Source organism: Micromonospora sp. NPDC005220 (genome assembly GCF_040607895.1).
In the GTDB taxonomy this organism is placed as follows: domain Bacteria; phylum Actinomycetota; class Actinomycetes; order Mycobacteriales; family Micromonosporaceae; genus Micromonospora.
This window is the reverse complement of sequence record NZ_JBEXHP010000009.1, coordinates 54031-69847: the sequence shown is the minus strand read 5'-3', so window position 1 is coordinate 69847 and position 15817 is coordinate 54031. Positions and strand designations below refer to the sequence as shown.

The following is a 15817-nucleotide window of genomic DNA, read 5'->3' as shown; positions in this document are numbered from 1 at the left end:
GCTGTGATCCGGTAAGCCTCATCTGTATTCGGGGTCCGCTGATGACCCCGCTCCTGCTTGGTTGAGGTGCGCTCGAGACTCGAAACCACATCGCCCCCTGCGTCTAGTGAAAGAATGTCCGAAGGAGAATCACGTTCGGTTCTGAAGACATTCCTGTCTGTGACGACGAGGTTGAAGATTTCTGTCGTTGTTGCGACAGGCGAGGAGGGGGGATAGGGCCGGCCGGGCTGCTTATGTCTTCCGGGCGGCTGGTCCAAACCAGACGAAGAGTTGAGGAAGGGCGAGGAAGTGGGCAAGGACGGCGGCAGTTGCTGAGACCGCCCGTGCCGTGGCGCCAACCGTAGGTCTCAACGCGTCAGGGCGTCCCTTCGGATGGCGAAGTTGAAGGAGACCCACGCAGTAGATGAAAAGAGGAGGCATGGCCCGTCCGGATCCTTGGAATCGCGGACAGCGACCCGGTCGCAGAGATTGGTGGCAACCTCGACGCAGTTGCCGCCGTTGTCGCCGCTGCGGGTGCTCTTACGCCAGACGGCGCTGGTCAGGTCAGTCATGCCGCATCTCCCCGACGATCTGCTTGATCATGTCCCTCGAGTCTGCCTGATCCAGTGCGAGTGCATCCAGACCCTTCCAGACGTCTTCATAGGCCCGCAGCTCGTCCGGCTTGTCGAGGTAGAGCGCCCCGGTCAGCGACTCGCTGTAGACGACCGACGGTTCCGGGACGGCCCGACCGCCCTTCGTAGCCGGGAAGTCCAGGAGAACAAAGGAGCCTGCGACCGCACCGGGATGTGGCCCTGCCGCGAGCGGCACAATACGAACCGACACGTTGGGCAGCTCCGATGCTTCGAGCAGGCGAGCGAGCTGCTCACTCATCACGGTCGGGCCACCGACGACACGGCGTAGCACCGCTTCCGAGAGAACAGCGTCCAGGTGCGGCGGCTGTGGAAGCCGACGGGTGAGCAGACTCTGACGCTTCAGCCGCACCTCGACCGCCCGCTCGCGCTCCTCGATGCTCAACCGACTTGTGGGTCGGAACAGACCCAATGCGTAGGCGCGGGTCTGCAGCAGCCCGGGGATGAGGTTCTCGCCGTACTCGCGGAGGTGGGCCGCGGCGGATTCCAGGCCCACGTACAGCTCGAACCAGTTCGGCACCGCGTCGCCGTACGCGTGCCACCAGCCCTTCGACTTCGTTTCCACGGCCAGCCCGCGCATCGCCTCGGTCATCTCGGGCGACACCCCGTACAGCTCGCACATCGCCTTGACGTCGAGCACCCGGACTGAGCCCTGCCCGCATTCGAGGCGCCAGATTTTCTGCCGGCTGTATTCGAGGGCCTCGGCGGCGGCGTCGAGCGTCACCCCGGCCTCGTTGCGGAACTGTCGCAGCAGCCGGCCGAGTTGCCGGCGCGGCACTGTCGATCCGATGTCCTCGGGCATCCGCACACTCCCTGGTTCCGTGACGCAACGCTGCGTGACCTGCTCCTGCAACTCCTACGGGTTTCGGCAAAGAAAGTCAATGCACAACGGCGAAATTGCGGTTTAGAACGTTGCGTTTCTACTGCGGACTGTCGCAGGCTGATCACAGCGCGGCGGCCGTCCGGTCCCCCCGAACGGCCGCCGTGCTTCCCCGAACACCCTCGCCCCTCCGTGTCAGGAAGGCAGGCAGACATGAACGCCAAAAACCAGCGACCAGGGACGGCGAGCGGTGGTGCGACCTACCGCTCTACCGCGTACACCAGTCTGCTGCCGTGGCAGGTGCGCGAGCGCCGCTTCGCGCCGGCCGGGTTCGGGCGTCGCGGTCTGAACCCCGACGACGTGTACGCCTTCCTCGACCGGGTCGCCGGCGACATGGCCGCCGTCTACGCCGCTCTCGCCGAGAGCCGCCTCGAGACGGTCCGGATCAAGGCCGGCCTGCGTCGCCGGCAGGCCGACCAGGCCAGTGCCCGCAACGAGCGGGGCCAGGCCCAATGAGCCAGCGGTACGTCATCCATCTGCCCGTCGTCGCCACCGACCTGCCCGCCGCGCAACGCCTGGCCCGGGTCATCGGCCGGTGGATGCTGGTGCTGCCGATGGTGGACCCGGGGGAGACCACCGTCTCCGAGGAGGACCAGCAGTTCCTCCGCCACCGGGTCTTCTGCGACCTGCGATTGCCCGGCGGCCGGCGCTGCCTCCTGCGCGACGGCCACGACGGCACCTGCTCCCGCCGCTTGCGCCGATGAGGGGCTCGACCATTGCGCTTTCATCCACCGCAGGCCATCACTCGACGGACCTGTCCGCCGCTGACGGAAACGACGCCGCGATGCCTTCGCGAAGCGCGGCAGCACGCGCGTCGTCGAACCGGGCCAGCAGTGAGTGAGCCTCCCGCCAGTGCTGGCCGGCCTCCTCGGCGCGACCCGCCGCCGTCAGCGCGCCGCCCAGATGGTCCAGCGTCAGGGCAAGTTGCCAATCGTCCCCGAGCTGCCGGTGCACTGCCGCCGCGCGCAGGTGGAAGGCGATCGCCTCGTCCGCCTGCCCCAGCTCCTGGTACGCCTCACCGGCGCCGTCGAGGGCCATCGCCTCGCGGCTGCCGTCACCGAGCCGGCGTTGAATTGTGGCCGCCCGGTGCACGGCCTCCAGCGCCTCAGCGGGTCGGCCGAGGGCGCGCAGCACCCGTGCGTACTCCACCAGCCAGTGCCCCAGCCAGACCCGGCTTACGCCCTCGGCGATGGCAATGGCCGACTCGATCGCGGCAAGAGCCTCTTCGGTACGGCCGATTTCCCGCAGGGTCATGCTCAGGAAGAAGAGCGAGTTGCCTTCCTGCCCGCGGTCGTCGACATCCCGTTGCACCGCGAGCGCCCGCTCCAGCAGCGCCGCCGCCTCGGTCAGCTCACCCAGCTCGTAGCGGGTCTCGGCCAGGTTGCTGAGTAACAAGGCCTGCCACCGCTGGTTGCCGAGTCTTTCAAAGATCGCCAGGCTCTCACCGAAGTGGCTGAGCGCCCCGGTGAGGTGACGGTGGCGCAGGCCCAGCAGCCCGAGCCCGTTGATCGACACGGCTGTGCCGTACTCGTCGCCAATCTCCTGTCGAATGACCAACGCGGCCCGGTGGTGTACGGCGGCTTCGGTGAGTTGGCGAGCTTGGAAGTGGGCCTTGCCGAGGCTTTCCAGCGCCTCCGCCTCGCCATGCCGGTCGGCCAGCGATTGAGCTGCCGCCAGCCCGATCCGGGCGGTGGCGAACCAGCCTTCGAAGGCGTTCTGATGCATGAAGACGCTGCGCAGCACCGCTGCCAGTTGCCAGGCGATCCGCGGTAGGCCCGCCGCGGCGGCTGAGCGGGTTGCCGCTACCAGGTTGTCCCGTTCGGCGCCGAACCAGGCGTCCGCCTCGGCGTTGGTCGCGAAGGTGAGCGGCGTGACGTCGGTCGGCGGATCCAACGGTACGGTCCGGCTGAAGGGCAGCGTCCTGGCCAGCGCGGCGTCGGCGGTGTGCAGATACCAGTCCAGCTCACGGCGCAGCGCGGCTTCGCGATCCTCTGCACTTTCCAGGTGCCGGACCTGGTCGACCGCGTAGGCGCGCAGGAGGTCGTGAAGTTGGTAGCGCCCCGGAGCGCTCTGTTCCAGCAGGTGCGCGCTGACCAGCGCGTCGAGCGGCTGCCGTACCTGGGGCAGCGGCACACCGGTCAGCGCGGCGGCGGTCGGGGCGCTGAAATCCGGCCCGGGGTGTAGCCCGAGTAGCCGGAACAGCCGCGCGGACGTCGGGTTCAGGGCGCGGTAGGACCAGGCGAAGACCGCCCGCACGGCATCGGACTCCTCGTCCTCCTCGGCGGTGAGGGCGTCCCACAGGGCCGACTCGTCGCGCAGATCCTGAATGAGCTCGCCGAGCGGCATGAACGGCCGGCTCGCCGCTCGCTCGGCAGCGATGCGCAGCGCCAGCGGCAACCGGGCACAGAGCCGCGCCAACTCGGTCAGCTCGGCCGGGTCGTCGCCGCTGCGGTAAGGCGAGGTGATGTCGCGTAGCAGAGTGACGGCGTCGTCTTCGGTCAAGATGCGCAGCGTCAGCCGTCGGCCGCCGTCGCGGGTGGTCAGCCCGGAGAGCATGTTCCGACTCGTGACCACGACCAGGCAGCGGTCCGTGCCCGGCAGCAGCGGCCGTACCTGCCGGGCCGATGCGGCATTGTCCAACACCACGAGTACGCGCCGGCCGGCCAGGCGCGAGCGGTACAGCGCCGCCCGATCATCCAGATCCGGTGGCACCGCCGAGGGCGGAACACCGAGAGCCCGTAGGAAGCGGTCGAGGATCTGATCCGGCTGCGCCGGCTCGCCCGGATCGTAACCGCGCAGGTTGGCGTAGAGCTGCCCGTCAGGGAACCTGTCCCGGACGCTGTGCGCCCAGCGCAGGGCGACTGAGGTCTTACCGACGCCAGCCGTCCCAGTGATCACCGACAGGCTGACATCGACGCTCTGATCCTCCTCGGTCAGCAGCCGGTTGAGCGTTCGCAGCTCCTCGACCCGATTGACGAAACCGCGTACGTCGCCGGGGAGCTGTTGCGGTCGCTCCTGCGAAGTCACCTCGCCGTGGAAGTGCACACCGCCGTACACGTCGCGGGCCTGGACCAGCTCCGCCGGACCGGACAGCTCGGAACGGTTCACCTGAGCCGGCCGCTGCCCGGGCTCGTCCGAACCGACGCCGTCCACCTCGTCACCCCGCGCGGGGAGGCCCCATCGGTGCCACTACACGGGCGAAGTACTCGTCCAGGGGTTCACCGCGGTGGTATAGGGACTCGATGAAGGACTGGCAGCTCGCGACCAACTCGGGGTCGCGCCAGCGGCGGGCGGCTGCCAATACGCCGTCGGCGTCGTAGACGGCCTCGTACATCACCTCGGTGCCGAGGGTGTAGATCTCCGGAAGCTGACCGCTCGTCTCGGACGCCGCCACGGCATCCGCGCTGACCACCTGGGTCAGACCGCCGTACTCGTGTCGCAGCCGCAGCACGTGCAGCTCCCACTGAAGATACGGCGTGAGTGGTTCTTGAACGACCCGTACCCGGCGGGTGGCGAAGCCGTTCTCCGAGATGCGCCGGTAGTAGCTCTGGAACTCGGGGCGGCGCGCGTCGAGGATTCGCAGCGAATTCTCCCATCGCCCGTCGGTGAACGCCTGCCATCCCTCGTCGCCAGGCTCCTTGAAGGTCTGCTGCCGTTCCAGCTTCCAGAAGCCCGGAGCACCGGTACGCCAGAACCGATCGTCGAAGTCAGCCCAGTAGTCCTCCAGGCGGAGCCGCTCGCCAGGATCCCCGCGGAACAGGTCATGCATCAGGTATGTCCACCTTCGCCGCGATCAATGTCGATCGGGGAATGATGATAAGTCGCTCGCCAGGATCCACCGAGACATCGGCGGGAAGCCGTCCCTGGTAAGCCTCGGTGAGGTCCTGCCCGATCACCGCGATGTCGCCGTTGCTCAACTCCCAGACGTCGGGGCAACTGCCGTCGCCGGAGGTGTTGCCCAGCTCGTGGGAGGACTTACCCCAACGGCGGGTGAGCTCGGCGGTAGGGTCCGCTTCCCAGCGCTGTTCGCTCATGGTGACCTCCGGGTCAGGTGTCCGCGCGAGCACCCAAGGTAACATCGAGGCTTGTTGATAGTCGGCGCCCGATGTTCGCCTCCACGAGCCGGGGCGATGGCGGGAGGCGGAATTGTGACCGACCCGATCATGGTGACCGCGGCGACGACCCTCGTCGCGTGGGCGACCACCGAGTTGGCCCAGGGTGGCCGGGCGGCGGTGTCCTCCCTGATCGGCTTTCTTCGCCACCGCTTTCAGCACGAGCCGGCGTCCCGTGCCGCCATCGAGGACGCCCTGCAACAGCCTTCGCCAGAGGCGGTGGGCCGTCTCGCCGAGCTGCTCGAACGGGAGTCGCGCCGCGACGTGGCCTTCGGTGCCGAGCTGCGATCTCGGTGGTCGCAGGTCGAGGCCACCATCGCCGAAGGTGCCGGCGGTGTCGCCAACTCCGTGTCCGGCGACGTGCACGGGCCGGTAGTGCAGGCGCGTGACGTCCACGGTGGTATCCATCTCGGCGACCGTCCCACGCGGCACTGACGCTGGGTACCGACCGAACGATCGGTTGCCGCTGTTCTCGACGCCCCGCCCGGCTTCGCTGTTGGCCTGGTATGCACGGGCGGTCAGTAGAACCGCGCCGAGTTCGGTGCGCTCAAGGAGTATTGCCCCCTGATCCGGTCCCGGCCTGCGCCGTCTACGTCGGCGCAGGCCTCGGCGAGACTGGAGTCTTCAGAGTTTGCCAGGTGTGTCCCACGACAGGAGCGCGGCACAGCGAAGCATTGCTACGTCTCCTGTTGTTCGCCGGTTCAACGGATTCCGAGCGACCTCTGCGTGTTGACCTGGCGCACCTGGCTCGGCAACGTGAATAGGTCGATCAGCGTGCCCAGGCCGAGGACGCCAAAGGTGAACAGGTAGAGCAGGCCACGCCCTACCTTGCCGAGGTAGAACTGGTGACCACCGACGATTCCGAAGAAGAGCCAGAAGAGGTATGCGATCCCGGTTTCCTTCTGGCTCACGAGAACTGTGACATGTGGCTGTGGTTGAGGCTGCGGTGAAGGGGCAGGATAAGACACTGGCTACTCCTGATAGGCATTGATGCAGGCGTCGGCGACGTCGCTGTCGAGGTGATCTGCCTCTTTAGTCGTCAACGCTGCTTGGTGCAGGTGAGCACAATCAGCGTGTCGGTGGACACTTTGCTCCCGGCCTTGGTGGACTGCTTGGTGACGGTCCAGTTCGAAGCGAGCAGAACAACGGTGTCGTGTTCGTCCTGAGAACCGTACTGAATTTTGGTGAATCCGAGTTCACGGAGTTGGTCCGCAGCCACGGCCGCGTTCTGGCCTACCAAATTGGGCATCGCGACGGCTGCCGGCGCGGTGCTTGATGGCGGGGCGGCCGGCGTGCCGGTGGTGGCTTGACTCTCCGCCGAGACGGACGGTGTGCTTGGGGCATTGGCAGTCCGAGGAACGTCGACGGGAATCGATGCGATCGCCGTAGGCTCAGGATCGGATTCCCCCATGCTTCGTCCGATCGCCACGCCACCGCAACACCCGATGAGTAGGGCGACGGAGCCTGCGATGAGGCCGACAACGAGCGGGTTGCTCGCCTTCTTCGGCATTGTGGGCAGGCCCGGAGGAGGTGGCGGTTGTTGAGGAAAAGTCACTGATCGATTTTCATGATCACCGACGCTGTTGGCTAGCCGCTGACCAGGTGTGGGATCAGCCCGTTCGGTCGGGTGTCTACGCCACGTGGACGAATGAAATGAGCGAGTGGGTTTGCCGGGTACGGCGGAAATGGCAGTGAGGGGACCTCGGCGAGGTTGGTGCCGTCGGCAGAACGTCGGCAGCAGAGCGACCACGCCGATCGGGGATCCGAGGCATGGCCCAGTGGTACGTCATCCACCTGCCGGTTGTCGCCGCCGACCTGCCCACCGCGCAGCGCCTGGCCCGGGTGATCGGCCGGTGGCTGCTGGTGCTGGCGCAGACCGACCCGGGGGAGAGCACCGTCTCCGTCGAGGACCACCAGAACGTACGCCATTGGGTCTTCTGCGACCTGCTGATGCCCGGCGGCCGGCGCTGCCTGCTCCGCGCCGACCACGACGGCCCCTGCGCCCGCCGCCTGCGCCGCTGACCCGGATTCGCCCGATGGGGATGAGGCAGGGTCACCCTCCATCCCAGGAGGCTGTCGAGGTACCAGTTCGCTCGGCACCCGAGAGGTGAAGTGTGCGATAGCGGCACAGGGTTCGTAACTGGCGGTTCGACGACGATCGGGCCGGAGAGGAGAATCAGGTGGAATACGAGGATTTCATCAACGCAGTGACCACGCGGGCGAAGGTGTCGACCGATCAGGCGGTGACGCTCACCCGCGCGACGTTGGAGACATTGGCAGATCGGATCAGCGCCGGCCAGGCTGAGGACCTTGCTATCAGCTTCCCGACGGGCTTGACGACCACCTGCGCAAGCCGCCGCCGTACAGAAGGGAGGAACACGCCAAGCCGTTCGGGTTTGACGAGTTCGTGCGGCGGGTGGCGGACCACCCGGCCGTCGACCGCGCGCTCGCCGGTGCCGGGTCCGTGCGGTGCTCACCACGTTGCGTGAGGCTGTTCCCGTGACGAGTTCGAGGACGCGATGGCCCAGCTTCAGAAGGAGTTCCGGCAGGTGATCGAACCGGTGGGTGCCGGTGGCCGGCAGCGCCCCGGGTAGCACGCACGGCCCCCGCGACGCACCCCAACTGGTCCGGAAGGAGAACTGGTGAACTACGCCGAATTTCTCGAAGCGGTGGGGAAGCGGGCGCGAATGCCGGCGACAGAAGCGGCGAACGTCGTCGGCGCCACGCTGACGACCTTGGCGGAAGGGGTCAGTGGTGGCGAGGCGCGGCACCTGGCCACCCAGGTCCCCGAGGAGTTGCGGGGGTACCTGCACAAGGACGTGGACTTCGCCGAACGGATCGACCTGGTGGAGTTCCTCAATGAGGTAGGGGTCCGCGCGGGAACGGATGACGAGCGGACCGCTGAGGGCGCCCGCGCCGTGTTGATGACCCTGCGCGAGGCGGTGAGCGCGGAAGACCTCGAGAACCTGGAATCCGAACTGCCAAAGGACTTCCGGCGGCTGCTTCATCCGGTGGGCCGCGGCGTCGGGGCCTGAACCGAGCCATTTCCTGGCCCGATCCGGGTACGGTGCGCGGGTGGAGGTTGGATTCGCCCCGCCCGTCTCCGGCTCGTGGGCCACACCGGAGAACATGATTCATGTCGCCCGCCGCGCCGAGCAACTCGGGTACCACTCGCTCTGGACGTTCCAGCGGCTCCTGGTCCCCGCCGACCTCGGCTGGAGCGAGACCTACCACAGCGTCCAGGACCCGCTGACCACGCTGGCGTTCCTGGCGGCCCACACCACGCGGGTCCGGCTCGGCGTCGCGGTGCTCAACATGCCGTTCATCTCTCCGGTGCTGCTGGCCAAGCAGACCGCGACCCTCGACATCCTTGCCGGCGGACGGCTCGACGTGGGACTCGGCCTCGGCTGGGCGGACGAGGAGTATCAGGCGACGGGGGTGAGCAAGCATCGGCAGGGTCATCGTGCCGAGGAGTTCCTTGCCGTTCTCCGCGCTCTCTGGCAGGACGGCGTCGCCGAGCATCGCGGCGAGTTCTACCAGGTCCCGCCGACGCGCCTGGAGCCGAAACCCGTGCAGCGGCCACACCCGCCGATCCTGCTCGGCGGCCAGGCGCCCACCGCGCTGCGCCGAGCCGGCCGGCTCGCCGACGGCTGGGTCAGTGGCAGCCAGGCGGACCTGACAGGCATCGGCGAGGCGGTCGCGACCGTCAAGACCGCCGCCGCGGAGGCCGGCCGCGATCCCGGCGCACTGCGCTTCGTCTGCCGCGGCGCGGTCCGCGTACGCCCGACGAGCCCGCCCGGGCGCGAACCGCTCACGGGCACGCTCGAGCAGATCCGGTCGGATCTTGGCAGACTCGCCGAAGCCGGCATCACGGAAGTGTTCGTCGATCTCAACTTCGATCCGGAGATCGGTTCACCCCGCGCCGACGCGCAGGCGTCGCTGCGCCGGGCCGACGAGGTGCTCGACGCCCTCGCCCCGACCCGCTGACACCCCCGGCCGGCGCTCACCCGGCCGGGTCGGCTGCCGCGTCCGCCGCGGACCACGCCGACCAGCCGGTCACCGCTACCGCGATCACCGGCCCGGCGGGTGGCCGCTGGACGTACTGCGGGTACTTGTCGGCCAGCGCCGCGCGGGCCGCGGCCTCCTCCGCGCGGTCCTCCACCAGCCGGCCGTGCCCGTCCAGGCGGACCCACCACAGCCGCGACCAGTCCTCGTCGTACTCGTCGATTAGCAGGCAGGCATGCCCCGTCGCCCGGATGTTCTCCAGCCGGCGCAGCCGCCGGTGGCGCTTGGGCTTCTCGTCCACCGCGTGGTAGACGACATCGTCGAGCAGCACGAAGCACACGGGCACCAGGTGCGGACGGCCATCCGCTCCGACGGTGGTCAACCGGGCCAACCGGGCCGACCCGACCCGATGCCGGATGTCGTCGGCGGGCACGGCCCGACAGTAACAGCCGACACCGGTCACGGTGACTCTTGTTGCCGTGGGGGTGTGTCGGTGCTGCCGGCGGGTATGTCCTGCCGACCTGAACCGCGGGGAGGCACGATGGCGAGCGAGGCGCCCGACTACTTCCAGCCCGAGGGAGGGCTGGTGCTCACGCACCTGCTGATCGTGCGGGACGTGGACCATTCCCGGGAGTTCTACCAGCGGGTGCTGGGCGCGACGGTGGTGCGGGAACGCCAGCCGGCGATCCTGCGGTTCCACAACAGCTACATCGTGATCAACGACGAGGGTGGTCCGACCGACGACAAGCCGGGTGTGCAGGCGAAGGCTCCTCCGGATCCGAACACGCTCAGCAGCGCGATGAACGTCCGGGTCACCGACGTCCGGGCGGTCTACGAGCAGTGGCGGTCACGGGGTGGGGAGTTCCTGACCGAGCCGAAGGATCATGGCTTCGAGGTCCGGTGCTACCTGCGCGACCCGGACGGCTATCTGATCGAGCTCGGCCAGGGCACGGGAATCCTTGCCGAGATGGGTCGGGCAGCCGGCGCCTGAGCCTGACGATCGGCACCGCCGGCAGCCCGGGTCATGGCCGGACCAGCCATCGTGATCGGGCCCCTGGTGATCAGGCGGTGGGTAACGTGAACGTCGTGGAGGATCTCGGCGCGAAGGTCTCGTACCTCGCGCTCGCCGTCGGCACCCGGGTCTACGACGTCGACTCGGCACCCGTCGGCGTGGTCGAGCACGTGCTGACCGACGAACCGAAGGACATCTTCCACGGCGTCATCGTGGCACCGCCAGGGCCGCACCAGTCCCACCGCTTCGCCCACCGGGAGCAGATCGCCGACCTGTACGAGCGGGGGGTCGTGCTGTCGGTGCCCGGTGCCGAAATGCACGAGCCGGGCGAGGACACGCCGGCCAGAAGGGCCGAGGCCGCGGGTGACGACCCGGTGCAGGTGGGCCTCCGCCACGCCTGGGAGTGGCTGAGTCGCCGCCGCTGAACCTGGCGGGCAGGCGAGGAAGAGTTCAACCGTCACCTGACGGGCCTGCCGGACGGCCAGGTCTCAGGCTGATCGGGCAGTGTCGGTGATGTGGGCGATTACGGCGGTCACGGTGACCGGCCAATCGAGCCGGCCACTCACCCTCGACCTTTGGATTAGGCGGCCCAGACCGGGTGTGCGGCGGTCAGCGCGGCGGCCTGGTACGGCGTCAGCGGTGAGCTGTCGGCGACGACCTCCAGTTGCCACTTCTCCCGCAGGGAGATCCACAGCTTGGAGGTCAGGCCCGAGTGCATCTTGAGTTCGTCCGTGCCGTCGGCCACCCGCAGTACGTACACCCATGTCGCTCCGTCGGGTGCGCCGTCGAAGGGGTCCCGCCAGGCGCGATGCAGGCTGTGACCCCGGCGACGCGGGGCTTCGGTGGACAGGAGACTGTCCGCCCGGGTCGGGTCGGGGGCGTTCGCGGGGCCGGTCGGGCTGAACCGGTACGGCGGTGGGGGCACCTCGGCGATGACCGGCACGTTGAGCAGGTCGGGATTGTCGGGGTCGCCGAGGAAGGAACGGATCAGGTCCCGTTCCTCGGGGCTGATGGCGACGACCTCGTACGCCAGGCTGAGCAGGAGTGTCGCGTCGGCCAAGTCCCACTCACCCGCCGCGTACTGATCGCGCAGGGCACCCAGGGTGTCGTCGGACAGTCGGCCCGCGAGTCGGGCGCACATTTCGGTGATCGCCGCGTAGGTCTTCTCGTCCATGGCGCTCATCTCTTTCTGCCGTCGCCGAGCACTGTTGTCGCGACGTTCCCCTGAGCGTCCTGGACCACTCTAATGATCTTGTTGCCCTTCGGGCCTTCCCAGGTCCAACTGCCGTCACCACCCCATCCAGTGGTGAACCGCAGCTCGCCGTGGTGCCCCCACCGGACTGGCCGCGAAACTGGTAAATCGTAGGCGAGCAACGGTGCGAGAGCCCGACCACACCGGTGGGAATCGTGGCGGCGCACGTGGCATGCTGCTGGCCATGCGTCAGCCCGGGAGCGTGGTCTCCGTCATCAACTACAAGGGCGGCGTGGGCAAGACGACGTTGACGGCGAACATCGGGGCGGAACTGGCGACGCGCGGCCTCACCGTACTTTTGATCGACCTGGACCCGCAGGCGAGCCTCACCTTCTCCTTCTACCAGCCGCACCAGTGGGAGCAGGAACTCGCCGACGAGCGCACCATCCTCCAGTGGTTCGGCGACGTGCTCGGCCACGGCGGCTCCCAGCCGCTCGACCCGTACGTGGTGACCCCGCCCGCCGTGAACGACGTGATCGCCCGCAGCGGCTCGGGCCGGCTGGACCTGGTCCCGTCGCACCTCATGCTGGTCGACGCCGACCTGGATTTCGCCTACCAATTGGGCGGCTCCCGGTTTCAGCACGGAAGTCCGCGCTATCTGCCGCTGCACCGAGCGCTGGCCGACGCGCTCGACGGAGAGGCCTTCCAGGCGTACGACGCCATCCTGATCGACTGCCCGCCCAACTTCACGATGGTCACCCGCACCGGGATCGTCGCCAGCGATCACATTCTGATCCCGGCCAAGGCGGATTACCTCTCCACGCTCGGCATCGACTATCTCCGCAAGAAGCTCTCCGAACTGGTGCGGGACTACAACCGGGTCGCGGGCGCCGTTCCGCAGATCAATCCCACCATTCTCGGTGTGGTTCTTACGATGATCCAGTACGCCGGCACCGGGCCGATCGTCGCCCAGCGCAACTTCATCGAACAGCCCAGCAGCGTCGAGCTGCCGGTGTTCCGGCAGATGATCCGGGACAACAAGACACTCTTCGCGCCCGCAGGCGAGCACGGAATACCCGCCGTCCTCCTGCCGAACGCGAACCCCACCGTTCAGTACGAACTGCAGCAGCTCGCCAGCGAGTTTCTCGCCCGGATCCGGAACTAGGAGCACCCGTGACCAGCCCAGCCGACCTCAGCCACGCCGTACTTGTGCGGGTGGCGGAGTTCCTCCGTACGCTTCCGGCGGACCAACTGGCCGCGCTGGCCGACGGGTCCGCCCGGCTGCAGCTCGCGGCGACCGGCGCGACCGCCGCGACGTCCGACCGGCCGGCGCGGCCGTCGGTGGCGCCCAGGAGCAGGGGTACGGCGAAGGCCGCGCCGGCGCCTACTGTGGAACCGGAGAAGGTCCGCGCTGACCTGGCCGCGATCGACGACCGGGCCGCCGCCGGACGCTACCTCGACGACCTGCGGCTGACCGTGCCGCAGCTCAAGGCGCTCGCCAATAACCTCGGCATCGCCGTGCCGAGCCGGGCGACCAAGGCCGACGTGCGGCGCGACATCGTACAGTGGACGGTCGGGCGCCGGCTCGACTCCTCGGCGATCAGCAGGCCGGCGCCGGCCCGCGGCTGATCGCAGAGCCGGGTCAGTCCGTCGCGTCCAGCACTCGGCGTACCTCGTCAAGGACCGCATCCCACGACGCGCGCGGCGCCGCGCCGCGCAGCTGGCCGGCGAGGTGGTCGGCGAGCCGGCGGACCGCTCGGTCGGTGAACAGTGCAGCACCCTCGTCCGCGGCCGGTGGCCTCCGCTGCGGTGGCACGGTCAGCGGCAGCGGGTCGGCGACACAGACGATGTCCAGATATGCCGTGGTACGGGTCAAAGCCACGTAGAGCAGCCGGTGCCCGCGATCGTCCTCGGCCACGATCTGTTCCGGCTCGACCACGACCACCGCGTCGAACTCCAGCCCTTTCGCCTCCTGCGGACTCACCAGGTTGACCGAGCCGCCGAGCTCACCGCGCTGCGCGCTGCTCCAGCCGACGCCGTTGTCAGCCAGCGCCGCCTCCACCTCGCGGCGACACCGTGCCGGGCAGACGATCCCGACGAAGGCGTCCTTCTCGGCGTGAGCGGCGGCCAGGGCGACCACCCGCCCGGCCCGCTCGGTCAGCGAAACCCGGTGGATTCCGGGCTCGGCCGGACCCGTCCGCACCACCTCCGGAGGCGTCACGCCGGCAGCGGCCACCGGCAGCAGCCGGGCGGCGAACCGGTACGCCTGTGCGGGTACCCGGTAGCCGTACCGCAGCGGGGCGATCACCACGGGATGGACCGCAGGCAGGTGATCGGTCACCTCGGCCCAGTCATCACGGGCCCACGAGCCGGTTGACTGAGCGAGATCCCCCACCAGGGTGAGCGAGCCGCCCGCGCAGCGACGGCCGACGGCCCGCAGCTGCATCGGCGACAGGTCCTGTGCCTCGTCGATCACCACGTGCGCGTACTGGCGTCCCGGACCGTCGATGAGCCGCTCCAGTTCGTCGAGGAGCGGCAGGTCCGCCGCGGACCAGACCTCCTCGGAGAGCCGGTCCGCGCCCTGGCGGTGCAACTGGCGGACCTCCTCAGCGGTGAACTCCGTGCCGGCCGCGGCGCTCAGCCGCGCCCGCGAGCCAAACAGGTCGCGCAGGAACGCCGCCGCCGACTGCTGCGGCCACAGCCGCTCGACGAGATTCGTCACCGCCGGCGCCCCGGCCGCGTCGACGCCGGCGCGCTGACTGACCAGGTGGTTCACCCGGTCCCAGAACAGGCGGCGCTGCTGGGAGTACGGCAATTCCGCCGCGCTCGCCGCCGCCATCGCCTCGGCCAGTTCCGTCCCGGGCACGGTGACGAACCGCCCGCCCAGCAGGAGCCGTTCGGCAGGCTCGGGCACACCCACCCGGTTGCGCAGTGCGCGGGAGAGCAGGCCGGCCAACCGTGCCTCGCCCTTGAGCCGGATCACCTCGGCCGGCTCGGTCCGGCCACGGCGTACGTCGGGCGCCAGCCGGGCGACGTCACGCATCAACACCTCAGCGTCGCCCAGATCGGGCAGCACCCGGCCGATGTAGCGCATGAAGGTCGGGTTCGGTCCGACCACCAACACGTCCTCGGGTGCGAGGTCGGGGTTGTTGAAGAGCAGCCAGGAGACGCGGTGCAGGGCGACTGCCGTCTTGCCGGTGCCCGGCCCGCCCTCGATCACCAGCACCTGCTCCATCGGCGCCCGGATCAGCTCGAACTGGGCCGCCTGGATCGTTGCCACGATGTCGCGCATCTCGCCGGTACGCGCCCTGGCCAGTTCGTCGAGCAGGCGCTGGTCAGGCCCGTCGATCGCGGCCGCGAGCTGGGCGAACAACACGTCGGTGAAGTCCTGGACCGTGTTGCCGTCGCACTGGTAGCTGCGCTTGCGTACCAGGCCCCGAGAGTCGACGTGGCTCGCCTCGAAGTAGGGTGCGGCCGCCGGCGCCTGCCAGTTCGCGATCAGCACCTCGCTGCGCTCGTCGAGCACGACGTGCCGGCCGATGTAGAGCACATCGTCCGACTCGTCGTCGATCCGGCCGAACGCCACCGCCTCGTTGTTGTCGCCGAGGGCTTCGGCGGCCTTCTCGGCGTACCGCTTCAGGTGCAGGGCGGCGCCGGGATGCGCCGCCGCCGCGGTCACCTCGGCCAGCCCGTCCCGCCGGCGGGCCCGATGTCGGGCCGCCGCGTCGAAGAAAGTCTGCTCGCTGGCGATCTCCGGCGACTTGCTGCCCACGTATGCTCCTGACTCCGGCGGAACCGCCACACCCTATCCCTGTGAACGGCGCAGGCGGATCCACCGGGGCTGCCATCGAGTTCCGGCACCCCCGACGGCCAGCAAGCTCTGGCTCGCCTGCGGAGTTGGCCGTCCTACCAGGTCGTCGTCAACCTGAATGCCTCCGACCTCGCCGGAGGTGGGTCAGCGAGGCCCTGCAGAAGCCGGGTCGGAGC

General features: G+C 68.9%; 20 protein-coding genes. 10 read left to right on the top strand and 10 right to left on the bottom strand.

The annotated features are described in order from the left end of the window. Positions 1-347 precede the first annotated feature (347 nt). Positions 348-551 carry a DUF397 domain-containing protein gene (locus ABZU52_RS06465; protein WP_354970048.1) on the bottom strand — a complete coding sequence of 68 codons (204 nt, stop codon included), beginning with the start codon at positions 549-551 and terminating at the stop codon, positions 348-350. Further along, positions 544-1482, bottom strand: a complete 939-nt coding sequence (locus ABZU52_RS06460) for a helix-turn-helix transcriptional regulator (protein ID WP_354970047.1) — start codon at positions 1480-1482, stop codon at positions 544-546. Before ABZU52_RS06460 ends, ABZU52_RS06465 begins: the two co-directional genes overlap by 8 nt. Before the next feature lie 180 nt (positions 1483-1662). On the opposite strand from ABZU52_RS06460, the gene ABZU52_RS06455 reads away from it, so the two are divergent. Together ABZU52_RS06455 and ABZU52_RS06450 are read left to right on the top strand one after the other, a co-directional pair. Then, positions 1663-1965 (top strand): DivIVA domain-containing protein, encoded by a 303-nt coding sequence (locus ABZU52_RS06455; protein ID WP_354970046.1) that lies wholly within the window; start codon positions 1663-1665, stop codon positions 1963-1965. Further along, entirely contained in the window at positions 1962-2213 is a 252-nt protein-coding gene (locus tag ABZU52_RS06450; protein ID WP_354970045.1) for a hypothetical protein, read from the top strand. Before ABZU52_RS06455 ends, ABZU52_RS06450 begins: the two co-directional genes overlap by 4 nt. A gap of 37 nt (positions 2214-2250) precedes the next feature. Here ABZU52_RS06450 and ABZU52_RS06445 read toward each other — a convergent pair whose 3' ends face one another. From ABZU52_RS06445 to ABZU52_RS06425, 5 genes are all read right to left on the bottom strand, one after another. Next, positions 2251-4662: a tetratricopeptide repeat protein gene (locus ABZU52_RS06445; protein ID WP_354970044.1), complete on the bottom strand. Its 2412-nt coding sequence runs from the start codon at positions 4660-4662 to the stop codon at positions 2251-2253. 4 nt (positions 4663-4666) lie between these two features. Next, the gene (locus tag ABZU52_RS06440; protein ID WP_354970043.1) at positions 4667-5278 is read right to left on the bottom strand and encodes a DUF6879 family protein; all 612 of its coding nucleotides are present in this window, start codon (positions 5276-5278) and stop codon (positions 4667-4669) included. Beyond that, the gene (locus tag ABZU52_RS06435) at positions 5271-6029 is read right to left on the bottom strand and encodes a hypothetical protein (RefSeq protein ID WP_354970042.1); all 759 of its coding nucleotides are present in this window, start codon (positions 6027-6029) and stop codon (positions 5271-5273) included. Before ABZU52_RS06435 ends, ABZU52_RS06440 begins: the two co-directional genes overlap by 8 nt. A 293-nt stretch (positions 6030-6322) precedes the next feature. Next, complete coding sequence (locus ABZU52_RS06430; RefSeq protein ID WP_354970041.1) at positions 6323-6532, bottom strand: TM2 domain-containing protein; 210 nt, start codon at positions 6530-6532, stop codon at positions 6323-6325. A gap of 128 nt (positions 6533-6660) precedes the next feature. Then, positions 6661-7131 (bottom strand): PASTA domain-containing protein, encoded by a 471-nt coding sequence (locus ABZU52_RS06425; protein ID WP_354970040.1) that lies wholly within the window; start codon positions 7129-7131, stop codon positions 6661-6663. A 260-nt stretch (positions 7132-7391) separates the two neighbouring features. Here ABZU52_RS06425 and ABZU52_RS06420 point away from each other — a divergent pair, with 260 nt between their 5' ends. The 4 genes from ABZU52_RS06420 (at position 7392) to ABZU52_RS06405 (ending at position 9608) form a co-directional block, all read left to right on the top strand. Beyond that, entirely contained in the window at positions 7392-7643 is a 252-nt protein-coding gene (locus ABZU52_RS06420; protein ID WP_354970039.1) for a hypothetical protein, read from the top strand. Between the two features lie 158 nt (positions 7644-7801). Then, entirely contained in the window at positions 7802-8110 is a 309-nt protein-coding gene (locus ABZU52_RS06415) for a DUF2267 domain-containing protein (protein WP_354970038.1), read from the top strand. Between the two features lie 153 nt (positions 8111-8263). Further along, positions 8264-8656 carry a DUF2267 domain-containing protein gene (locus ABZU52_RS06410; protein WP_354970037.1) on the top strand — a complete coding sequence of 131 codons (393 nt, stop codon included), beginning with the start codon at positions 8264-8266 and terminating at the stop codon, positions 8654-8656. 40 nt (positions 8657-8696) lie between these two features. Beyond that, complete coding sequence (locus tag ABZU52_RS06405; RefSeq protein WP_354970036.1) at positions 8697-9608, top strand: TIGR03619 family F420-dependent LLM class oxidoreductase; 912 nt, start codon at positions 8697-8699, stop codon at positions 9606-9608. A 16-nt stretch (positions 9609-9624) separates the two neighbouring features. Here ABZU52_RS06405 and ABZU52_RS06400 read toward each other — a convergent pair whose 3' ends face one another. After that, positions 9625-10059 carry a TIGR03668 family PPOX class F420-dependent oxidoreductase gene (locus tag ABZU52_RS06400; RefSeq protein ID WP_354970035.1) on the bottom strand — a complete coding sequence of 145 codons (435 nt, stop codon included), beginning with the start codon at positions 10057-10059 and terminating at the stop codon, positions 9625-9627. A gap of 108 nt (positions 10060-10167) precedes the next feature. Between ABZU52_RS06400 and ABZU52_RS06395 the strand changes: the two genes are divergently transcribed. Then, positions 10168-10617, top strand: coding sequence for a VOC family protein (locus ABZU52_RS06395; protein WP_354970034.1), 450 nt, complete (start codon positions 10168-10170; stop codon positions 10615-10617). Between the two features lie 86 nt (positions 10618-10703). Next, the gene (locus tag ABZU52_RS06390; protein WP_354970033.1) at positions 10704-11063 is read left to right on the top strand and encodes a hypothetical protein; all 360 of its coding nucleotides are present in this window, start codon (positions 10704-10706) and stop codon (positions 11061-11063) included. Positions 11064-11218: 155 nt separating this feature from the next. On the opposite strand, the gene ABZU52_RS06385 is transcribed toward ABZU52_RS06390, so the two are convergent. After that, positions 11219-11812 (bottom strand): hypothetical protein, encoded by a 594-nt coding sequence (locus ABZU52_RS06385; RefSeq protein ID WP_354970032.1) that lies wholly within the window; start codon positions 11810-11812, stop codon positions 11219-11221. 262 nt (positions 11813-12074) lie between these two features. On the opposite strand from ABZU52_RS06385, the gene ABZU52_RS06380 reads away from it, so the two are divergent. Then, positions 12075-12995 carry a ParA family protein gene (locus ABZU52_RS06380; RefSeq protein ID WP_354970031.1) on the top strand — a complete coding sequence of 307 codons (921 nt, stop codon included), beginning with the start codon at positions 12075-12077 and terminating at the stop codon, positions 12993-12995. A gap of 8 nt (positions 12996-13003) precedes the next feature. Then, positions 13004-13459: a hypothetical protein gene (locus tag ABZU52_RS06375; RefSeq protein WP_354970030.1), complete on the top strand. Its 456-nt coding sequence runs from the start codon at positions 13004-13006 to the stop codon at positions 13457-13459. Between the two features lie 13 nt (positions 13460-13472). On the opposite strand, the gene ABZU52_RS06370 is transcribed toward ABZU52_RS06375, so the two are convergent. Beyond that, positions 13473-15602, bottom strand: coding sequence for a UvrD-helicase domain-containing protein (locus ABZU52_RS06370; protein ID WP_354970029.1), 2130 nt, complete (start codon positions 15600-15602; stop codon positions 13473-13475). Between the last annotated feature and the right edge of the window lie 215 nt (positions 15603-15817).

Bases quoted from the DNA above. Each gene is read 5' to 3' on its own strand.
- ABZU52_RS06425 (WP_354970040.1), bottom strand. From the start codon at position 7,131: ATGCCGAAGAAGGCGAGCAACCCGCTCGTTGTCGGCCTCATCGCAGGC.
- ABZU52_RS06455 (WP_354970046.1), top strand. From the start codon at position 1,663: ATGAACGCCAAAAACCAGCGACCAGGGACGGCGAGCGGTGGTGCGACC.
- ABZU52_RS06395 (WP_354970034.1), top strand. From the start codon at position 10,168: ATGGCGAGCGAGGCGCCCGACTACTTCCAGCCCGAGGGAGGGCTGGTG.
- ABZU52_RS06440 (WP_354970043.1), bottom strand. From the start codon at position 5,278: ATGCATGACCTGTTCCGCGGGGATCCTGGCGAGCGGCTCCGCCTGGAG.
- ABZU52_RS06435 (WP_354970042.1), bottom strand. From the start codon at position 6,029: ATGGATACCACCGTGGACGTCACGCGCCTGCACTACCGGCCCGTGCAC.
- ABZU52_RS06420 (WP_354970039.1), top strand. From the start codon at position 7,392: ATGGCCCAGTGGTACGTCATCCACCTGCCGGTTGTCGCCGCCGACCTG.
- ABZU52_RS06465 (WP_354970048.1), bottom strand. From the start codon at position 551: ATGACTGACCTGACCAGCGCCGTCTGGCGTAAGAGCACCCGCAGCGGC.
- ABZU52_RS06380 (WP_354970031.1), top strand. From the start codon at position 12,075: ATGCGTCAGCCCGGGAGCGTGGTCTCCGTCATCAACTACAAGGGCGGC.
- ABZU52_RS06450 (WP_354970045.1), top strand. From the start codon at position 1,962: ATGAGCCAGCGGTACGTCATCCATCTGCCCGTCGTCGCCACCGACCTG.
- ABZU52_RS06385 (WP_354970032.1), bottom strand. From the start codon at position 11,812: ATGGACGAGAAGACCTACGCGGCGATCACCGAAATGTGCGCCCGACTC.